This window comes from Pseudomonas machongensis, assembly GCF_034961125.1.
Lineage (GTDB): Bacteria > Pseudomonadota > Gammaproteobacteria > Pseudomonadales > Pseudomonadaceae > Aquipseudomonas > Aquipseudomonas machongensis.
On the sequence record NZ_JAYFUI010000180.1, the window covers coordinates 143,100 to 164,844 of the forward strand.

6 protein-coding genes are annotated in these 21,745 nt (G+C 65.2%); 1 reads left to right on the forward strand and 5 read right to left on the reverse strand.

All coding sequences use genetic code 11. The features are described 5' to 3' along the window. Positions 1 to 292: 292 nt before the first annotated feature. Positions 293 to 13,246, forward strand: coding sequence for a non-ribosomal peptide synthetase (locus tag VA602_RS16695; RefSeq protein WP_323453733.1), 12,954 nt, complete (start codon positions 293 to 295; stop codon positions 13,244 to 13,246). Positions 13,247 to 13,293: 47 nt separating this feature from the next. Here the strand turns inward: VA602_RS16695 and VA602_RS16700 are convergent, their stop codons facing one another. From VA602_RS16700 to VA602_RS16720, 5 genes are all read right to left on the reverse strand, one after another. After that, the gene (locus tag VA602_RS16700) at positions 13,294 to 16,176 is read right to left on the reverse strand and encodes an RHS repeat-associated core domain-containing protein (protein WP_323453734.1); all 2,883 of its coding nucleotides are present in this window, start codon (positions 16,174 to 16,176) and stop codon (positions 13,294 to 13,296) included. A 111-nt stretch (positions 16,177 to 16,287) separates the two neighbouring features. Then, positions 16,288 to 17,046, reverse strand: a complete 759-nt coding sequence (gene dsbG / locus VA602_RS16705; RefSeq protein ID WP_323453735.1) for a thiol:disulfide interchange protein DsbG — start codon at positions 17,044 to 17,046, stop codon at positions 16,288 to 16,290. A 1-nt stretch (position 17,047) separates the two neighbouring features. Further along, a complete protein-coding gene (locus VA602_RS16710; RefSeq protein ID WP_063545640.1) occupies positions 17,048 to 17,884 on the reverse strand; it encodes a TlpA disulfide reductase family protein in 837 nt (278 codons plus the stop codon). After that, positions 17,884 to 19,614, reverse strand: coding sequence for a protein-disulfide reductase DsbD (dsbD, locus tag VA602_RS16715; RefSeq protein WP_323453736.1), 1,731 nt, complete (start codon positions 19,612 to 19,614; stop codon positions 17,884 to 17,886). The genes VA602_RS16710 and dsbD overlap by 1 nt, the downstream gene beginning before the upstream one ends. 113 nt (positions 19,615 to 19,727) lie before the next feature. Next, on the reverse strand, positions 19,728 to 21,656 hold the full coding sequence (locus tag VA602_RS16720) for a transglycosylase SLT domain-containing protein (RefSeq protein WP_323453737.1): 1,929 nt from the start codon (positions 21,654 to 21,656) through the stop codon (positions 19,728 to 19,730). Positions 21,657 to 21,745: the final 89 nt, after the last annotated feature.

A 21,745-nucleotide genomic window follows, 5' to 3' on the forward strand; every position in this document is an offset into this window, starting at 1 on the left:
AAGGGAGCACACCGATTGGTCATGCTTCCTACGACGTGCGACAAACTATTCAGAATGATAATGATTGTCAAATACAGAAGTAAGTGAGTCTCTATTCGATTGTGGTCTAAGCTGCACCCCCTCCATGACCACTGTGTGAACGTCGTCCGCAGGCGGGGGACGTTTCTAATTATTTCTCCGGCCCATCCGTTCCCCTGTGTACATCCGGCCGCCGACTGCCGCCCGCCCGACGTGCCTTGCGCACCTGGCCCGGCCCCGGCCCGACTTACCCAGACACTGGCAGGAACACTCCATGACGGACGCCTTCGAACTCCCGCTCACGCTGGTCCAGGCCCTGGCGCAACGCGCCGCGGCGACCCCGGACCGGATCGCCTTGCGCTTTCTGGCCGACGATCCCCGCGAACAGGCGGTGCTCAGCTACCGCGAGTTGGACCTGCGCGCCCGTACCATCGCCGCCGCACTGCAGGCCCGCGCCACGTTCGGTGATCGGGCGATCCTGCTGTTTCCCAGCGGTCCGGACTATGTCGCGGCATTCTTCGGCTGCCTGTATGCCGGGGTGATCGCAGTGCCGGCCTATCCGCCGGAGTCTTCGCGCCAGCACCATCAGGAGCGGCTGCTGTCGATCATCGACGATGCCCAGCCGCGTCTGCTGCTGACGGTAGAAGCGCTTCATGACAGTTTGCAGGGCCTTGATGCTCTGGCGACGGATGCCGCCCCGGGCCTGCTGGCGGTGGACGGTCTGCCCCCTGAGCTGGCCGACGACTGGCGTGAACCGGCGCTGGCCGGCGAGCACATCGCCTTCCTGCAGTACACCTCTGGCTCCACCGCGCTGCCCAAGGGTGTGCAGGTTACCCACGGCAACCTGGTGGCTAACGAGCAACTGATCCGCCAGGGTTTTGGCATCGACCTCAACCCTGACGATGTGATCGTCAGCTGGCTACCGCTGTACCACGACATGGGCCTGATTGGCGGCCTGCTGCAACCGATCTTCAGCGGCGTGCCCTGTGTGCTGATGTCGCCGGGCTACTTCCTCGCCCGGCCCCTGCGCTGGCTGCAGGCGATCAGCGAATACGGTGGCACCATCAGTGGCGGCCCGGATTTCGCTTACCGCCTGTGCAGCGAGCGGGTCAGCGAAGCGGCCTTGGCCGGGCTCGACCTCAGCCGCTGGCGGGTGGCCTACTCCGGTTCCGAGCCGATCCGCCAGGATAGCCTCGAGACGTTCGCCAGCAAGTTCGCCGCTTGCGGCTTCCAGGCGAGCAGCTTCTTCGCCAGCTACGGGCTGGCCGAAGCCACTCTGTTCGTCAGCGGCAGCCGACGCGGCCAGGGCATTGGCGCGCTGGAGCTCGATGCCGAGGCCTTCGCCGCCAACCGCGCCGAGCCTGGCAAGGGCAGCGTGCTGATGAGCTGCGGCTATCCGCAGCCGGGCCATGCGGTGCGCATCGTCGAACCGCAGCAACTGGCGGTGTTGGGCGATAACCGGGTGGGCGAAATCTGGGCCGGCGGCCCGAGCATTGCGCGGGGCTACTGGCGCAACCCCGAGGCCACGGCGCGTACCTTTGTCGAGATGGACGGGCAGACCTGGCTGCGCACCGGCGACCTGGGCTTCATGCGCGATGGCGAGGTGTTCGTCACCGGGCGGTTGAAGGACATGCTGATCGTGCGCGGCCAGAACCTCTATCCGCAGGATCTGGAGAAGACCCTCGAGCGTGAGGTCGATGTGTTGCGCAAAGGGCGCGTGGCGGTGTTCGCCGTGGACGATCGAGGCGAAGAGGGCATCGGCGTGGCGGTGGAAGTCAGCCGCAATGTGCAGAAGGCGATGCCTGCGCAAGCGCTGATCAAGACCCTGCGCCAGGTCATCGCCGACGCGTGCCGCCAGGCGCCGGCCGTGGTCTTGCTGCTCAACCCGGGGGCGCTGCCCAAAACCTCCAGTGGCAAGCTGCAGCGTTCGGCCTGCCGCCTGCGCATGAGCGACGGCAGCCTCGATTGCTATGCTCGCTTCCCGGCAGACGACGCATCCTCCGAGCACAGCGCCGGCGGCGATGCCCTGCAGGTGCGCATCGCGGCGGTGTGGCGCGAGCTGCTCAAGGTCGAGGCGGTGACGGCGGACGATCACTTCCTGCTGCTGGGCGGCAACTCCATCGCCGCCGCCCAGGTCACCGCGCGGCTGTCCGATGAGCTGGGTATCACGCTCAGCCTGCGTACCCTGTTCGAAGCGCCTGTACTGGCCGACTACAGCGCGGCAGTGGCCTGCGTGCTGGAGCAGGGCGGGCAGGGCACTGGCGCCATCGCCAGCCTCGATCGCGCCAAGGCATTGCCGCAGTCGCTGGCGCAGAACCGCCTGTGGTTGCTGTGGCAACTGGAGCCGCAGTCCGCTGCCTACAACATCCCTGCCGGTCTGCACCTGCGTGGCGAACTGGATGAGGCGGCGCTGCAGGCGAGCTTCCAGGCGCTGGTCGAGCGTCACGAATCCCTGCGCACGCGCTTCAGCGAAGTGGATGGCGAGGCCCTGCAGCATGTGCTGGCGCATGCCGACTTTGCCTTGCAGCGTGTCGATCTCGAAGGGGTAGACGCCAGCGAGGTCGCCAATCGTCGCGAGCATGAGGCCCGCCAACCCTTCGACTTGCTCCAAGGGCCGCTGCTGCGCGTGACCTTGGCGCGCCTGGACGATGAAGAACACCAGTTGTGGGTAACCCTGCACCATATCGTCGCCGACGGCTGGTCGCTGAATATCCTGCTCGATGAGTTCGCCCGACTCTACGCCGCCCACTGCCAGGGCCAGCAACCCAATCTCGCGCCCCTGGCGCTGGGCTACGCCGACTACGGCACCTGGCAGCGCCAGTGGCTGGCAGAAGGTGAGGCTGCACGTCAGCTGGAATACTGGACGGCGCAACTGGGCGACGAATTGCCGGTACTCGACCTGTGTAATGACCATCCACGCTCGGCGCTGGGCGAGCAGCGCGCTGCGCGCCTGAACATGAAGGTGCCCGCCAAACTCGGCGAAGCCCTCAAGGGCCTGGCCCGTGACCAGCAGGCCAGCCTGTTCATGGTCCTGCTGGCGGGCTGGCAAGCCTTGCTGCAGCGCTACAGCGGCCAGTCCGACATCCGCGTCGGCGTCCCCAACGCCAACCGCCCGCGCCTGGAAACCCAGGCCATGGTCGGCTTCTTCATCAACACCCAGGTCATGCGTGCCGAGTTCGACGGCCGTACGCCGTTCGACCAGTTGCTGGCCCAGGTGCGTGAGCGCACCCTTGGTGCCCAGGCGCACCAGGACCTGCCGTTCGAGCAACTGCTCGAAGCGCTGCCCCAGGCCCGTGAGCAGGGCCTGTTCCAGGTCATGTTCAACCACCAGCAGCGCGACCTGTCCGCGCTGCGCCGCCTGCCCGGACTGCTTGCCGAAGAGCTGCCGTGGCACAGCCGCGAGGCCAAGTTCGACCTGCAACTGCACAGTGAGGAAGACCACCAGGGCCGGCTGACACTGGCCTTCGACTACGCCGCCGAGCTGTTCGACGCCAGCACCGTCAAGCGCCTGGCCCAGCACCTGCTGGCGCTGCTCGAACAGGTCTGCGCGCAACCGCAGCTGGCCGTGGGCGAAGTGCAACTGCTGGATGAGCCAGGCCGCGCGCAATTGCTCGCCTGGGGGCAGGCCCCTGCCGAGCCCGCCAGAGCCTTGCTGGTCGAGCAGCTCAACGAGCAGGCACGCCTGACACCGGAGCGCGTCGCCCTGGTGTGGGAGGGCGGTCAGCTCGACTACGCCAGCCTGCACCAGCAGGCCAACCGCCTGGCTCACTACCTGCGCGACAAGGGCGTCGGCCCGGACACCTGCGTGGCCATCGCGGTCGAGCGCTCGCCGCAACTGCTGGTCGGACTGCTGGCGATCCTCAAGGCGGGCGGCGCCTATGTGCCGCTGGATGTCGACTACCCGGCCGAACGCCTGGCCTACATGCTCGCCGACTGTGGCGCGGGCCTGCTGCTGAGCCAGAGCACCCTGCTCGAGCGCCTGCCCCAGGTCGAGGGCGTCAGTACCATCGCGCTGGACCAGTTGCACCTGGACACCTGGCCCAGCCAGGCCCCGGGCCTGCGCCTGGAAGGCGAGCACCTGGCCTATGTGATCTATACCTCCGGCTCCACCGGCCAGCCCAAGGGTGTGGGCAACACCCATGCTGCCCTGGCCGAACGCCTGCAATGGATGCAGGCCACCTATGCGCTGGACGACCGCGACGTGCTGATGCAGAAGGCACCGATCAGCTTCGACGTGTCGGTGTGGGAATGCTTCTGGCCGCTGGTCACCGGCTGCCGCCTGGTACTGGCAGGCCCTGGTGAGCACCGCGATCCGCAGCGCATCGCCGCACTGGTGCAGCAGCATGGCGTGACCACGCTGCACTTCGTGCCGCCGCTGTTGCAGGTGTTTGTCCAGGAGCCGCTGGCCGCAGGCTGCACCAGCCTGCGTCGGCTGTTCTCCGGCGGCGAGGCGCTGCCTGCCAGCCTGCGCGACCGGGCCCTGGCCTTGCTGCCCCAGGTGCAGTTGCACAACCGTTATGGCCCGACCGAGACCGCGATCAACGTCACCCACTGGCACAGCCAGCGCGAGGATGGCGAGCGCTCGCCCATCGGCCGTCCGCTGGCCAATGTGCTGTGCCGTGTGCTGGATGATGAATTCGAACTGACCGCACCGGGCGTGCCGGGCGAACTGTGCCTGGGCGGCGCGGGCCTGGCCCGTGGCTATCTGGGACGTCCGGGTCTGACCGCCGAGCGTTTCGTGCCGCAACCCGATGGCGACGGCCAGCGCCTGTACCGCAGCGGCGACCGCGCGCGCTGGCTGGTGCACGACGGTGCGCTGGAATACCTCGGGCGCCTCGACCAGCAGGTCAAGGTGCGCGGCTTCCGCGTCGAGCCTGAAGAAGTCCAGGCCGTGCTGCTGGCCCAGCAAGGTGTCGAGCAGGCGTTGGTGCTGATCCACCGCGACGCTGTCGGCGCGCAGTTGGTCGGTTACTACAGCGGCGTCGAGCAGAGCGCCGCCTTGCTGGCGACCCTCGGCGCGCAACTGCCCGCCTACATGGTGCCAGCGCAGTTGGTTCACCTCGCGCAGATGCCCTTGGGCCCGAGCGGCAAGGTCGATCGCAAGGCGCTGCCGGCGCCAGTCTGGCAGCAGCGCCAACACGTCGAGCCGCAGTCTGAGCTGGAACAGCAAGTGGCGGCGATCTGGCGCGAGGTGCTGAACCTGCCGCAGGTCGGTCTGCAGGACGACTTCTTCGCCCTCGGTGGCCACTCGCTGCTGGCCACCCAGATCGTTTCGCGCTGCCGCCAGGCCTGTGACGTCGAGCTGCCGCTCAAGGCGCTGTTCGAGGCCAGTGAGCTGGGTGCCTTCTGTGCCGAGATCGCGCGGATCCGCGCCAGCGGTGGGTGCAACCTGCAGGGCGCGATCACCCGTGTCGATCGCCGTCAGGCCGTGCCGCTGTCGTACTCGCAGCAGCGCATGTGGTTCCTCTGGCAGATGGAGCCGGACAGCCCCGCGTACAACGTCGGCGGCATGGCGCGTCTATGCGGCGCGCTGCATGTGGACGCTTTCGAGCGTGCCCTGCAGGCGTTGATCGTACGCCACGAGACCCTGCGCACCACCTTCCCCAGCATCGATGGCAAGCCCTACCAGTGCGTGGCCGACGACAGCGGCCTGCACCTGGACTGGCAGGACTTCAGCGCGCTGCCGGCCGACAATCGCCAGCAGCGTCTGCAGCAGCTGGCCGACGAGCAGGCGCACCAGCCGTTCGACCTGGAGCGTGGTCCGTTGCTGCGTGCCTGCCTGGTCAAGGTGCAGGAGCGTGAGCACTATTTCGTCCTGACCCTGCACCATATCGTTACCGAAGGCTGGGCGATGGACATCTTCGCCCGTGAGCTGGGCGAGCTTTACGAAGCCTTCGTCGACGAGCGCGAATCGCCGCTGCAGCCGCTGCCAGTGCAATATCTGGACTACAGCGTCTGGCAGCGCCAGTGGCTTGAAGGCGGGGAGGGCGCGCGCCAGCTCGACTACTGGAAAGCGCGCCTGGGCGACGAGCATCCGGTCCTGGCACTGCCGACGGACCGCCCGCGCCCAGCGGTGCAGAGCCATCGCGGCGAGCTGTACCGCTTCGACCTCGACCCGGCGCTGGTCGAGCGTGTGCATGCGTTCAACAGCCAACGCGGGCTGACCCTGTTCATGACCATGACCGCCACGCTGGCCGCACTGCTGCACCGCTACAGCGGCCAGCGCGACCTGCGTATCGGCGCGCCGGTGGCCAACCGCATCCGTCCGGAAAGCGAGGGGCTGATCGGTGCCTTCCTCAACACCCAGGTGCTGCGCTGCGAACTGGATGGGCAGATGAGCGCCGCCGCACTGCTCGAGCAGATGCGTCAGACCATCATCGACGGCCAGTCGCACCAGGACCTGCCGTTCGAACAACTGGTCGAAGCCCTGCAGCCGCCGCGCAGCAGTGCCTACAACCCGCTGTTCCAGGTAATGTGCAACGTGCAGCGCTGGGCCTTCCAGCAAAGCCGAACCCTGGCAGGCATGCAGGTGGACTACCTGGTCAACGACGCCAGCGCCACCAAGTTCGACCTGTACCTGGAAGTCACCGACCTGGACGGCCGGCTCGGCTGCTGCCTGACCTACAGCCGCGACCTGTTCGATGAGCCGCGCATCGCGCGCATGGCCGAACACCTGCAGCAGTTGCTGGCGGCGATGCTCGAAGATCCGCAGCAACGCCTGTGCGAGCTGCCGATGCTGTCAGGTGCCGAGCAGCAGGAGCTGGTCGGGCAGCTTCAGGGCGAACAGGATTTCGATCTTGACCAGACCCTGCACGGGCTGTTCGCCGCCCAGGTGGAGCGCACGCCGCAGGCGCGGGCCTTGACCTTCGCCGGCCAGCACCTGAGCTACGCCGAGCTCGATCAGCAGGCCAACCGCCTGGCCCGAGCCCTGCGTGAGCGCGGCGTCGGCCCGCAGGTGCGAGTGGGCCTGGCGCTGGAGCGCTCGTCGCAGATGGTGGTCGGCCTGCTGGCGATCCTCAAGGCCGGTGGCGCCTATGTGCCGCTCGATCCGGAATACCCGCTCGAGCGCCTGCACTACATGATCGAGGACAGCCGCCTGGGCCTGCTGATCGGCCAGCGCGATCTGCTCGCGACCCTTGGCGAACTGCCGGCCGGTGTGGTCACCTGGAGCCTGGAGGACGACGCAGCGTCGCTGTCCGCCTACAGCGATGCGCCACTGGACAACCTCAACCTGCCGCAGCACCAGGCCTACCTCATCTACACCTCCGGCTCCACCGGCAAGCCCAAGGGCGTGGTGGTCAGCCATGGCGAGATCGCCATGCATTGCCAGGCGGTGATCGCCGACTTCGGCATGCGCAGCGACGATTGCGAGCTGCATTTCTATTCGATCAACTTCGATGCGGCCAGCGAACGCCTGCTCACGCCGCTGCTGTGCGGGGCACGTGTGGTGCTGCGCGCCCAGGGGCAGTGGGGCGCCGAAGAGATCTGCGACCTGGTGCGCGAGCAGCAGGTGAGCATTCTCGGTTTCACCCCGAGCTATGGCAGCCAGCTGGCGCAGTTCCTGGCCGGGCGTGGCGAGCAACTGCCTGTGCGCCTGGTGATCACCGGCGGCGAAGCGCTGACCGGCGAGCACTTGCAGCGCATCCGCCAGGCCTTCGCCCCGCAGCAATTCTTCAATGCCTACGGCCCGACCGAAACCGTGGTCATGCCGCTGGCGTGCCTGGCCCCCGAAACCTTGTCGGCCGATGCGGGCAGCGTGCCGATTGGCCGCATGATCGGGGCGCGCACCGGCTACATCCTCGACGAGGACCTGGCGCTGTTGCCCCAGGGCGGCATCGGTGAGCTGTATGTCGGTGGCGCGGGCCTCGCCCAGGGCTATCACGATCGCCCGGGGCTGTCGGCCGAACGTTTCGTCGCCGACCCCTTCAGCCATGACGGTGGCCGGCTCTATCGCACCGGCGATCTGGTGCGCCTGCGCGCCGACGGGTTGGTCGAGTACATCGGCCGCGCTGACCAGCAGGTGAAGATCCGTGGTTTCCGCATCGAGCTGGGCGAGATCGAAAGCCGCCTTCAGGAGCACGCCGATGTCGAGGAGGCCGTGGTTCTGGCCCTCGACCTGCCGGGCGGCAAGCAACTGGTGGGCTACCTGGTCTGCGCTCAGGCCAAGGCGAGCAGTGATGCCCAGGCGCACCTGCGCGAGGCGGTCAAAGCCCATGCACGGCAACACCTGCCCGACTACATGGTGCCTGCGCACCTGGTACTGCTCGATCGCCTGCCGCTGATGGGCAACGGCAAGCTCGACCGTCGTGCGCTGCCAGCGCCGGATCTCGAGCAGGCACACCAGCTGTACCAGGCGCCGGCCAATGAGTTGGAGGCGCAGTTGGCGCAAATCTGGCGCGAGGTGCTCAATGTCTCGCGCGTGGGTGTGCAGGACAATTTCTTCGAACTGGGCGGTGACTCGATCCTGTCGATCCAGGTGGTCAGTCGCGCCCGTCAGTTGGGCCTGCAGTTCACCCCGCGCGACCTGTTCCAGCACCAGACCATCCAGACCCTGGCAACCGTGGTCAGCCATGGCGCGGGGCCAACGCATGTGGAGCAGGGGGCGCGTCAGGGCCGTATCGGCCTGACGCCGATCCAGCATTGGTTCTTCGACAGCGAAGTGCCACAGCCACAGCACTGGAACCAGGCTGTGCTGCTCGAAGCACGCAAACCGCTGCTCGCTGACCGGCTTGAGGCTGCGCTGGCGGCGCTGGTGCAGCATCACGACAGCCTGCGCCTGCGCTTCACCCAGGTGGCTGGCCGCTGGCAGGGGGAATACGACCAGGCCGGCGCCCAGCCGCTGCTGTGGACGGCGACCGTCGCTGCCTTCGACGATTGCCAGGCGCTCTATACCGACGTGCAGCGCAGCCTCGACCTGCAGCAAGGGCCCCTGTTGCGCGGCCTGTTGCTGACCGATGGCGCAGGCGCGCAACGCTTGCTGCTGGCCATCCATCACCTGGTGGTGGACGGCGTGTCCTGGCGTGTATTGCTGGAGGACCTGCAGGCGCTGTACCGCGGTGAAACCCTGGCGGCCAAGACCCATGCCATGGGCGACTGGTCGGCGCGCCTGGCCAGCTATGCCGGCAGCGACTCGCTGCGTGACGAGCTGGGCTGGTGGGAGGGACAGCTGGGGCGTGTGCGCCGCGAGCTGCCGTGCGATCACCCGCAGGGCGGCAACCTGCACCGCCATGCGCGCACCTTGGCCATCGAGCTCGACACCGAGCAGACCCGCCAACTGTTGCAGCAGGCGCCAGCGGCCTATCACACCCAGGTCAACGACCTGCTGCTGACCGCTCTGGCGCGCACCCTGAGCCACTGGAGCGGCGATGAGCAGGTGCTGGTACAGCTTGAGGGGCATGGACGCGAAGGGCTGTTCGAAGACATCGACCTGACCCGCAGCGTCGGCTGGTTCACCAACGCCTATCCGCTGAGCTTGAGCCCGGCAACCGGCGACGACGATGCCGCGCGCAGTGCGTCGATCAAGGGCATCAAGGAACAACTGCGCCAGGTGCCGCACAAAGGGCTGGGTTATGGTGTGCTGCGCTACCTGGCCGATTCTGCGGGGCGTGAGCGCATGGCGGCGTTGCCACAGGCGCGCATCACCTTCAACTACCTCGGGCAGTTCGACCAGCAGTTCGACGCCAATGCCGTGTTCCAGCCGCTGGATGCCCCTGCGGGGCTGGCCCATGACCTGGACGCGCCACTGCCCAACTGGCTGAGCGTGGATGGCCAGGTCTATGGTGGTGCCTTGCAACTGCGCTGGACCTTCAGTACAGAGCGCTACGACGAGGCGACCATCGCCGAGCTGGCCGAAGCCTATCGCCAGGAACTGCTGGCGCTGGTCGCCCACTGCCTGGTCGAGGGCAACGGCAGCTTCACGCCGTCGGACTTCCCGCTGGCCCAACTGACCCAGGAGCAGATCGACACGCTGCCGGTGCCGGCTGGCGAGATCGAGGATGTCTACCCGCTGACGCCAATGCAGGAAGGGCTGCTGCTGCACACCCTGCTGGAACCGGGCACCGGCATCTACTACATGCAGGACCGCTACCGCATCAACAGTGCGCTGGACCCCGAGCGCTTCGCCCAGGCCTGGCAGGCAGTGGTGGCGCGCCACGAGGCCCTGCGCGCATCGTTCAGCTGGAACGCCGGCGAAGCGATGTTGCAGATCATCCACAAGCCCGGCAAGACCGCCGTCGACTACCAGGACTGGCGCGACCTTGACGACGCCAGCCAGGAAGCCCGCCTGCAAGCCCTGCACAAACAGGAGCGCGAAGCCGGATTCGAGTTGCTGCGCGAGGCGCCGTTCCACCTGCGCCTGGTGCGCGTAGCCGATGAGCGCTACTGGTTCATGATGAGCAACCATCACATCCTCATCGATGCCTGGTGCCGCTCGTTGCTGATGAACGATTTCTTCGAAATCTACCAGGCGCTGGGCGAAGGCCGTGCCGCGCAGTTGCCGGTACCGCCGCGCTACCGCGACTATATCGGCTGGCTGCAGCGCCAGGACCTGGACGAGGCACGCCAGTGGTGGCAGGCCAACCTGGCCGGCTTCGAACGCGCCACGGCGATCCCCAGCGACCGCCCGCTGCGCCATGACCACGCCGGGGACGGCATGATCGTCGGCGATTGCTACACCCGCCTTGAGGTGAGCGAGGGGGCGCGTCTGCGTGAACTGGCGCAGGCTCATCAACTCACCGTCAACACCTTCGCCCAGGCGGCCTGGGCACTGGTCCTGGCCCGTTACAGCGGCGAGCGCGACGTGGTGTTCGGGGTGACCGTTGCCGGGCGCCCGGTGAGCTTGCCGCAGATGCAGCGCACGGTCGGGCTGTTCATCAACAGCATCGCCTTGCGCGTGCAGCTGCCGGCGGCCGGCGAGCGCCAGAGCGTGCGTCAGTGGCTGCAAGGCCTGCTCGATCGCAACATGCAGTTGCGTGAATACGAGTACCTGCCGCTGGTGGCGATCCAGGAGTGCAGCGAGCTGCCCAAGGGGCAGGCGCTGTTCGACAGCCTGTTCGTGTTCGAAAACGCGCCGGTCGAGAGCAATGTGCTTGACCACGCCCAGCACTTGAACGCCAGCTCCGACTCGGGCCGCACCCACACCAACTTCCCGCTGACGGCGGTGTGCTATCCGGGCGACGACCTGGGCCTGCACCTGTCGTTCGACCAGCGCTACTTCGACTACCCGACCGTCGAGCGCCTGCTGGCCGAATTCAAGCGTCTGCTGCTGGCGCTGGTCGAAGGCTTCGAGGGTGAGGTCCAGGCACTGCCACTGCTGGGTGCCGACGAGCAGCGCTTCCTGCTCGAGGACTGCAACCGCACCGAGCACGCCTATACCTTGGAGCAGAGCTATGTCGAGCTGTTCGAGGCACGCGTTGCGGCGCACCCCGAGCGTATCGCCGCCCGTTGCCTGGAGGCGTCCTACGACTATGCCGGGCTCAACCTGGCCGCCAACCGCCTGGGACATGCGCTGGTCGCAGCCGGTGTGAGCATCGATCAGCCCGTTGCCCTGCTGGCCGAGCGTGGTCTGCCGCTGCTGGGGATGATCGTTGGCAGCTTCAAGGCCGGTGCGGGTTACCTGCCGCTGGATCCGGGCCTGCCCTCAGCGCGCCTGCAGCGTATCGTCGAGCTCAGCCGCACGCCGGTGCTGGTGTGCAGCGCCGCCTGTGCCGAGCAGGCGGGGCAGTTGCTCGACGAGCTGGGCGGGGCGGTACGGCCGAAGCTGCTGGTGTGGGAGGATATCCAGGCCAGCCAGGTCGCTGGCCACAACCCGGGTATCCACAGCGGGCCGGACAACCTGGCCTATGTGATCTACACCTCTGGCTCCACCGGGCTGCCCAAGGGCGTGATGGTCGAGCAGCGCGGCATGCTCAACAACCAGCTGAGCAAGGTGCCGTACCTGGCGCTGGACGAACACGATGTTATCGCCCAGACCGCTTCGCAGAGCTTTGACATCTCGGTGTGGCAATTCCTGGCAGCACCGCTGTTCGGGGCCAGTGTCGAGATCGTGCCAAATGCCATTGCCCACGATCCCCAGGGCTTGCTGGCGCATGTCCAGGCCAGCGGCATTACCGTGCTGGAAAGCGTGCCTTCGTTGATCCAGGGCATGTTGGCCAACGATCATCAGGCATTGGATGGCCTGCGCTGGATGCTGCCGACCGGCGAGGCGATGCCACCGGAGCTGGCCGCGCAGTGGCTGGAGCGCTATCCGCAGATCGGCCTGGTCAACGCCTATGGCCCGGCCGAATGTTCGGACGATGTGGCGTTCTTCCGTGTCGATGCCGACTCGACCCGCGGCATCTACCTGCCCATCGGCACCCCGACCGACAACAACCGCCTTTACCTCTACGGCGAAGAGCAGACGCTGGTACCGTTGGGCGCGGTGGGCGAGCTGTGCGTGGCCGGCACGGGGGTCGGCCGTGGTTATGTTGGCGACCCGGTGCGTACGGCCCTGGCCTTCATCCCGCATCCGCATGGCGCGCCGGGCGAGCGCCTGTATCGCACCGGCGACCTGGCGCGCCGCCGTGCCGATGGTGTACTCGAATATGTCGGGCGCATTGACCACCAAGTGAAGATCCGCGGCTACCGTATCGAGCTTGGCGAAATCGAAGCGCGCCTGCACGAGCAGCCGCAGATTCGCGATGCGGCAGTCGGTGTCCAGGAGGGCGCCAATGGCAAGCATCTGGTTGGCTACCTGGTAGCCCACCAGGGCGTGGTGGCCGATGCCGGTCTGCTCGAGCAGATCAAGCAGCGTCTGCGTGCCGAGTTGCCGGAGTACATGGTGCCGCTGCATTGGGCCTGGTTCGATAACCTGCCGCACAATGCCAATGGCAAGCTCGATCGCAAGGCGCTGCCGGTCATCGAGATCGGTGCCCAGCACAGCCAGGACTACCTGGCGCCGCGCAGCGAGCTGGAAGAGACCCTGGCCGCTATCTGGGGCGAGGTGCTCAAGGCTGAGCGGGTCGGGGTGCGCGACAACTTCTTCGAACTGGGCGGGCACTCGTTGCTGGCCACGCAGATTGCCTCACGCGTGCAGAAGCGTCTGCAACTGAACGTGCCACTGCGGGCGATGTTCGAGTGCAGCACCGTGGAAGAGCTGGCGGTGTATGTCGAAGGGTTGCAGGGCAGTGCGTTGGATGAGGATAAGGTGGATCGGTTGAGTGATCTGATGGCGGAGTTGGAGGGGTTGTAACAGGCACGACACCAGCGCGGGCAAGCCGCGCTGGTGTCGTGCTGTATTTAACGCGGTGCTTTGTTGATGCTCTTTCTACGCCTGGAATCGCCCATTCTTTTTCTTACCGTCGAATAGTCACTTGACAGCGTCGAAGAGTTACTTGATAGGCTTGAGCGCCGGCTGGAGTTTGAATCATCGTCGGAGGTGTCAGGAAACAGTGTCTCCAGGTTGAGGGTATTCTCATCGCTCGATGTGCTGTGCGTGCGCGCTAGCGTTGTTACATGTTGAGTATCATTTGTGTCTGGGTCGTCAATATTGATGGCGATGTGCTGCGGTGCAGAGAGGTCCTCTCCTGCGTTGGTATGTGCCGATGGAGCGGGCAAGGCGGCCCTCTCTATAGCGTCGTGCGTATTTGGGCGCTGTTCCCCATATCTGGGAGAGTGTGGTCTGCTAATGGCGTTTTGGTGAACGAAGTTTTCGCCGCTCGCGGAGTTGTGATTATCGGGTGATTGAGCATCATTTTCGGACGATGGAGCCTCTTCAAGCGCCAACTGAGCACGGCGAGCTTGTTCTGCTTTATGTTGTTTCATAAACAGCCGATATTGCGTAGGCGTTTCTCTCATCACCGATGCGGTGGCGCCAAGTATGGTGAAATATATCGTGAGGGGATCATTGGGGGAGAGCCAGCCCCAGATCATTAAAGCAATTGCATTAAGGATGTAAATTGTCCTTAGTGCGCTGGATCCAAAATGGAAGCGACCATCCGGTTCTCTCCATTTTTTCCATAAGGGAGCTGTCAGTGATGTTCCTTCTGTCATTGCATTTCTGACACCATAGATGAGGTCTTGGTTGTGCGTAACAAGAGTCGCTATGTTCATCAGAAGCAGCCACACGGCAAATATTTCTATGACGGTAGTCAAAACGGTCTCTGTTGGAAACATCCCCATAGCGTCACGAAAACGCAGAGGATTATTTCTATTCATCCGATACAGATTCGGGCCATCAACAAGCCCACCGGGATCGGCACTCAGCCATCGACCCAACCCCGTCTGATAGTATCGCCAGCCGTAGTAGTAAAGACCGCTGGCATCGAGCTCCTTGCCGGCATGACGCGACGTACGTTGGGTTAACCCGTCGACTTCCGCTGCCTGCTCATCCACGCCAGCTGTTTCGCCATAGGGGGTGTATTCTTCACGCGAGACGATGTTTCCCGCCTCGTCCGTTTCTCCCGCACTGCTGCCCAGATGGTCGCTAAACCCATAGCGCAGGTGAACCTCGGTACTCAGGCGATTTTCAATCCAACGCACCTCCTCGACTTCGCTGATCACCACGTGCTTGAGCGCCTGTGGCTGGCCTTCGAGCGTGCGCAGGCGTACTTCGCAGTCATCGATGTAGGTTGTCAGGGTGGTCTGGATTGCGTTGGCCACGCGCACCGTGCTGATTTTGCGACGCCGTGTGCCGCCATTGGCGTATCGGTACTGCTCGGTATCATCCGTCGCACCGGTAGCGCGTTTGACCAGCGACACCTGGCCCAACTGGAGATCGGCCAACCAAGCCAGTGCCCGGCCATCGACCAGTTGTTTCTGCAGGCCGCCAGGCAGGAAGCCGTTGTCTGGTGTCAGCCCGTGGCCCTCGGGCATTGCGCGGTTGCTTTGGGTCGACACACGCAACTGCTGGGTGCGCTGGCCGGCAGCACCGTTGTGACTCAAGGTGACCAGGTTGTCACCGTCGTCGTATTCATAGCGTTCGCTGTAAGGTGTCCAGACCATGCCGCCCTGGCGGTCGGACGTTCCGAAGGAGGACGACCAGTAGGCACCGACCGGGCTGCGCTCGCGCCCGCTGGCCTCGACCAGGCGGTACAGGGTGTCGTAGGCGTATTCGCGCAGACCGTCAGACTGTAGGTTGTCATGCCATTGAGGGTCGGCACCTTGGTCATCGAGGGCGAGGATGTTGCCTGCGGGATCGTAGCCATAGTGCAGGTCGCTGATCAGCAGATAGCCCAGCGCATGGTCACTTGGGCGTTGCGTACGATGTTGAATCAGGCGCTGACTGGTGGGCGAGTAGCCATAGAGGTCGACCACGCCATTGCCAGACGTCTGCGCCATGACCATGCCATCGGCCCTGCGCGTGACAGCCGCGAGCGCCATGGCCTCCTTGGCACCCTGGCGCAAATGTATCTGACGTACTGCGCCACTGACGTCCAGTGTCTTCGAGCTCGTGACCCCGGCTGCGTTGGTGCGTACCAGCACATCGCCCACTGCGTTGTATCGGTTAACGGTGATCAGTACGTTCTCTTCCAGATCACCTTCACTGCTGCCAGCCCAATCGGGTTGTTCGGCTTGAGGTTGCAACAGCTGTTGCCGGGTTTCGAGAGGTTTGCTGGTCAGCGATAGCAAGGCTGTATGGGTCAGGCCTGCGTTGTCGAAATGCTTGAGCGTGGCACCTGCCAGGTTGCGCTGGCGGTCGGCAGCAGTGGCTGGGGCATACACCAGGCGCTCGCGCATACGTGCGATGCCGGCGGCTGGGTGCTCGAAGATCGCGCTCTTGCGCCCGCCTTGTTCTGGCGTTTCATAGGTGTGCGTGTGGTGGGTGCCCTGGGCGTTGCAGGTCCACAGTGGCCGACCAGTGGCATCATCAAGCGACAGTGAGGTATCGCCGTCGGTGGTGTGCAGCTTCAACTGTCGGCCGCCGAGGCTGGCGACCGTCGTGACATCGGCCAGCGTCGTTGCGCCTGCCGATACCTGCAATGCTCGTGCACCGAACTGGCGGACGGTGCGGGTCAGTGCATCTGCATGGGTGCGGTTACGCAGCAGTTTTGCTGCGGGTATGTCTGCTCCATCCTGTGGGGAGCGCAGCAGGCGCAGCGTCACCGTAGCGCCTGCTGCACCGGACAGCACCGTCACGTCCGGTGTTTCGGCATGGTAGCGTGCAGCCTTGATGGCAGGCATCTGCGATCCCTCTTCTCATCGCATCCTGTGCACCGATCGCGTGGCCGCGAGGGTGCGATAAGAGGAGTCTAGGGAGACTGCGTCGGTCTCGCACCTGACAGATTTATCAGGTCAGCGCTTGCCCAGGATCTTGCCGAGCATTTCCGGGCGTGGCGCGCCTTGTTGGCTTTGCAGTTGTCCCTGTTCATCCTGGTAGAAGATCGCAGGCGTTGCGCCCAGCCCCATTTCTTCCATCAACGCCTGGTTGGCTGCGAGTTGCTTCTGTGTGGGTTCGGGAATGGTGTCCAGTGCCTTGAGCGTGCTGGCCTTGCCAGCGCTTTCGTGTTCTTGCAGTGCCTTGGCAGGGTCTTTTGCCGACAACAGCGCGGCGGACTTGCCAGGGCTGTCCGGGCGGATGATGCCGACCATGATATGGCGCAATTGCACCTTGCCCGAGTCGACCCAGGGCCGCGCCTGTTGCCAGAACATGTTGCAGTAAGGGCAGTTGGGGTCGCTGAACAGGTAGACGATGCGTGGCGCATCGGCCTTGCCGTCCCGGATCCAGGCGGTCTTTTCCATCTTCGCCCAGATTTCCTTGCTCATCGGTGCGTAGACCAGCTTGTCCAGTGGCTCGGCGCTCAGGTCCTGGCCTTGTTCATCGAACAGGCTGCCAACCAGTACGTGCTTGCCGTCGGGGGTCAGATACAGGGCGATGCCGTTGCTATGGTACTCGGCGGCATAGCCGCGCAGGCCATTGGGCGCGTCGAACGTGCCCTTGATCACCGCGCCCTTGGCCTCCATCTGCTGAATCGGCTTGGGCCAGGGCTCTGCTTGGGCAAGGGGCGCGACGAGCAGGGCCAGGGAGAGGGGCAGGAGAGCAGTCAGTCGCATGTCATTTTCCTTGTACGGCGGGGGCGGGCGCCACGGCCCGCTTTAAAGGTTCCAGGGCGTTGTGCAGGCTGGCGCGGGACAGCTCGCCGAGATGGCTGCCTACCAGGCGGCCCTCGGCGTTGTAGAACAAAGTGGTGGGCAGGGCCATGGAGCCGACCCGTTGCGCCAGTTGCCCACTGCCGTCGAACAGCACGTGGTTCAGGCTCAGGCCGGTCGTGGCAAGGAAGGTACTGACGCTTTCGGGTGTTTCGCCTTGGTTGACGAACAGGAAGGTCACGTCGGGGTAGTCGCTCTGGGCCTGCTGCAGCACGGGCATCTCCCGTCGGCACGGTGGGCACCAGGTGGCCCAGATGTTGATGACCAGGGGTGTGCCGCGGTAGCTGTGCAGGGCCACCGACTCGCCGCTGGCGTTGCGCAGGCTCAGATCGGGCAGTTCGGTGCCTTTGCTGTACAGGTGGCTGCCCAGGCTTGCCAGCCCCCAGAACAGGGCGCCGCTGAACAGTGCCCAGCCCAGTGGCCGGCGCAGGCCCGGACGGCGTCGACCTTGCCACAAGGCAGCAGCGACGATGCCCGCCAGGCCGCTCCAGAGTTGGAAGCCGCCATCGCGAATGTCGATGATCTGCAGTGGCTCGTCGCGGTACATCGCCCAGTATTCCAGGACGAAGCCTGCGCGGGCGCTGAGGACTCCGACCAGAAACAGGTTGAACAGCGCTGACTCGGGGCTTTCGCCGCCACGGCGGGCAACCCACCAGCCGACCAGGCAGGCGATGCCCAGTGCACTGAGCAGCAGCAGATGGTTCAGGGCCATGGTCAATGGCCCCAGGGTTACCGTCAGCATCAACCTTGACTCCTAATCTGGGCCCAGTGTTGCAGGAACGCTGCGGCGTCGATCTCGCCGGTGATACGCCGGGCACGGCGCTCGTCACCTTCCGGGCCGATCCAGATTAGGCTGGGCGGGCCTGGAACCTGGTAGCGCTGCAGCAATGCACGGCTGGCGGGGGTGTCGGCGGTGACATCCAGGCGCAGCAGTTGCACGCCGTCGAGGCTGGCCTGCACGTCGCCGCGGGCAAATACCTGTTTCTCCATCACCTTGCACGATACGCACCAGTCGGCGTAGTAGTCGACCAGCACCCATTGGTTGCGCGCCTTGGCGGCATCCAGTTCGCGCTGCAGGTCCTGCGGGTTGTCGATGGTGATGACCCGCTCGTCATGCGCGCTGCTCATTGGCGCAGCGCCACCACCCGTGAATGGCTGCAGCGGTTGCCACAGATCGTTGCCACCGGCGGCAGCACCGACCAGCAACAGGCCACCCCAGAGCGCACCCAGCAACGGCAGGGCTCGCAGCGCCGGCAGACGCTGCAGGGCAGGCCATGCAGCCCAGGCCAGGGCAATCAGCCAGGCGCCGACCAGTGCCAGCAGCAGTGGTTCTGGCAGCAGGCTGCGCAGGGTGTACAGCGCCATTGCCAGGAAGACGAAGCCGAACACGCCCTTGACCAGGTTCATCCAGGATCCAGGGCGTGGCAGGTAGCGGTTGCCCAGGGTGACCAGCAACAGCAGTGGAACGCCCATGCCCAGCCCCAGGCTGAACAGCACCAGCGCGCCCTGCACCACATCGCCGCTCTGGGCGATATAGAGCAGCGCACCGGCCAGTGGCGCGGTCATGCACGGCCCCATAAGCAGGCCCGAGAGCGCGCCAAGCAACGCTGCGCCATACAGGTTGCCGCCACGCGTACCCTGGCCTGCACGATCGAGGCGGTCACGCACGGCGGCGGGCAGTTGCAGTTCGAAGGCCCCGAACATCGGCAGGGCGAGGATCACGAACAGGCCGGCCAGGCTGCCCAGCAGCCAGGGTTGCTGTAGCCAGGCCTGCAGGCTGGCGCCGAGCAGCGCGGCGACCACACCCAGTGCGGCGTACACCAAGGCCATGCTCAGAACGTAGACGCCGGCCAGAATCCAGCCACGTCGTGCACTGGCACCATTGCCCATGACCAACCCGGCGAGGATGGGCAGCATCGGTAGCGAGCAGGGGGTGAAGGCCAGCAGCAGACCCAGGCCGAAGAACGCCAGCAGGCTCCAGGCCAGGCTGCTGTGCTGAAGGCCGCTGGCCAGGGCCTGGTCGCTGGCTTGTCCGCCATCCGGTGCGGCTGGCGCAGCAGAAACCGCCTGGCCGCCCAGATCGATCACGGTGGTTTGCGGTGGGTAGCACAGCCCGGCATCGGCGCAGCCCTGCCAGCCGAGTCGCAGTTCTCCAGTGGCGTTGGCGGGCAGCAGCAACTCGAGTTCGGTGCGATAGACGGCGCTGTCGCCGAAGAACTCGTCATGATGGTTGAGAGCCGCAGGCAGTTGTGGTTGCTGATCGACGGGAATGCCGTCGAACTTCAGGCGCTTCTGGTAGAGGTAGTAGCCATCCTTGATCTGGAAATACAGGCGCATCTGCCCGGAAGGCAAGCGGTCCTGGCTCAGGACGAAAGCCTGATTCACCGGCAGGAAATCCGACTTGGGAGCGAAGGGATTGGCCTGGAGCGGGCCGGCGAGCAGGAATGTCAGGAAGAGCAGGAGAACACGCATGTCGACGCCTTGGCAGTGCATTGAGTGCACCATGCTGGAGCAGACTGATTAACCGAAAGTTAACCCGGTCCGACATGAGGCCCTGTCGGTGCTCCGACAGGGCCTGGGCCGGATCACATGTCGTCGAAGTAGCGTTCGTGCCAGTCCACCAACGGTTGGGGTGCGTTCAGTTTCTGGCCATAGATCACCGAGTACGACAGCACGTTCTGCACATACTGACGTGTCTCATCGAACGGGATCGACTCGACCCAGACATCGAAGCTCAGGTGCTTGGCGCCCTTGAGCCACTGACGTACGCGACCGGGGCCTGCGTTGTAGGCGGCCGACGCCAGCACGCGGTTGCCGTTGAACTGGCCGTGCACCTGGCTCAGGTAGGCGGCGCCGAGCTGGATGTTCTTGTCCGGATCAAGCACCTGCGCAGGCGAGGCCAGCGGGATGCTGAACTTGCGCGCGGTCTCCTTGGCGGTTCCTGGCATCAGTTGCATCAGGCCGCTGGCGCCTACTGGCGAGCGGGCATCGTCCATGAAGGCACTTTCCTGACGGGTGATGGCGAATACCCAGCTCGAGTGCAGGCCGCGGACTTTGGCTTCGCGCACCAGGGTGTCGCGGTGGGCCATCGGGAAGCGGATGTCCAGGTCGTCCCAGTACTTGGCCTGGCTGATGGTGCGGATAGCCGGGAAGTACCAGCGCAGGTCGTAGGCCAGGCGGGCCTGGGCGACCATTTCGTCACGGTTGAAGTGGCGGCTGACGTGGTACCACTCGCGGCGCCCCTCGACAATCTGGCCACGGGCGTGGAACTCCAGGGCGCGGCGCACGCCGGGGGTGTTACGCACCTTGTTGATCAACTGCTGGCTCAGTACCAGGGGTTTGTTGTTGAGCTGGTACGGTGTTTGCGCGCGATCGGCAGCAAGAAAACCATAGAAGTCGCGCTCACGCGAGACGCTCTTGTAGAGCAGCGGGATCTGCGGGTTGTTGGGTTGTGCCAGCTCCAGGCTGCGTGCCTGCCAGTAGCGCCAGCGGCTGCTGTCGGCCAGATCCTGGGGCAGGCGGCGGCTCAGTTCGTAGGCTTCTTCCCAGCGCCCGAGACGCAGCAGCAGGCGCATGCGCCATTCGCTGACGGTGTTGTCGCGCAGTTCCGGGTCGTAGCGGGTCATCAGGTCGAGGGCGCGCGGATCGTAGCGTCGTGCGAGCGTGAGGCCGATTTCGCGGGCGATGGCGACCTTCTCGTCGCGGGAGAAATGCATGCGCTGGGCGTAGTCGTCGAGCAGTGCCATGGCTTGCTCGGGATCCTGCCGCGCCAGGCGGCGCAGGCCGAGGCTGACCACATCGGACATCGCTTCGTTGACCGGCATGAAGCGCGAAGGCTGCTTGAGCAGCTCGGGTTTCTGCGCCACATCGACCAGCAGCTTGCCTTGCGGGCCGAGTGTGGTGAGCGTTTGCACGAGGTTGTTGGCCAGGCTGTAGTTGCGCGCCTCGGCCGCCAGTTTGGCACGCTGCCAGCGGCGGGCCTCGGTGAGCTGGCCTTCTGCGGCCCACAGGCCGAACAAGGTGTCGCAGGCCGCAGGTTGCGACTTGCCGACGTTCCACAGTTTTTCGGCAGTGGCGAAACCTTCGGCGCGCAGGCCGTTGGTCAACTGGTACTGGCCGTTGAGGCAATCCAGTTCGGTGAAGTTCAGCTTCGGGTCGTAGTATTTGGCGAAGGTCTTCCAGTCGCCGCGTTCGGCCTGCCAGCGCAACCAGCGCAGTTTCATCCAGTTGGCCTGGGGCAGGTCACCGTGTTTGGCGAGGAAGCCTTCGACTTCCTCGTTGCTGGCAGTCTTCAGCCGCGCGGTGAGCTCGTCGTAGGCCAGGTAGGGTGTGAGCGGATAGTCGCTGAGCGCTTGGGCATAGCGCAGGTAGGGACCCTTGTCGCCTTTGGCGAGGGCACGCTTGGCCTCGTCGTAGTACTGGCGCTGCTGGGTGATGTCGATGGCCTGTGCAGCACTCGCGGTCGTAGCGGTGAGCACCAGGCAGGAAACGAATTGGAACAGGCGGCTGCGCATGATACGTCCGGGCAGTTGAACCATGAAAAGTGACGGCGAAGCCAGCACTGTTGAAATCTAGTTTCCTTAGCTTAGCCGTTTGCCGGCGA

Excerpts from the sequence above, each read along its gene's own strand:
- VA602_RS16720 (WP_323453737.1), bottom strand. The coding sequence starts at position 21,656 with ATGCGCAGCCGCCTGTTCCAATTCGTTTCCTGCCTGGTGCTCACCGCT.
- VA602_RS16695 (WP_323453733.1), top strand. The coding sequence starts at position 293 with ATGACGGACGCCTTCGAACTCCCGCTCACGCTGGTCCAGGCCCTGGCG.
- dsbD (WP_323453736.1), bottom strand. The coding sequence starts at position 19,614 with ATGCGTGTTCTCCTGCTCTTCCTGACATTCCTGCTCGCCGGCCCGCTC.
- dsbG (WP_323453735.1), bottom strand. The coding sequence starts at position 17,046 with ATGCGACTGACTGCTCTCCTGCCCCTCTCCCTGGCCCTGCTCGTCGCG.
- VA602_RS16710 (WP_063545640.1), bottom strand. The coding sequence starts at position 17,884 with ATGCTGACGGTAACCCTGGGGCCATTGACCATGGCCCTGAACCATCTG.
- VA602_RS16700 (WP_323453734.1), bottom strand. The coding sequence starts at position 16,176 with ATGCCTGCCATCAAGGCTGCACGCTACCATGCCGAAACACCGGACGTG.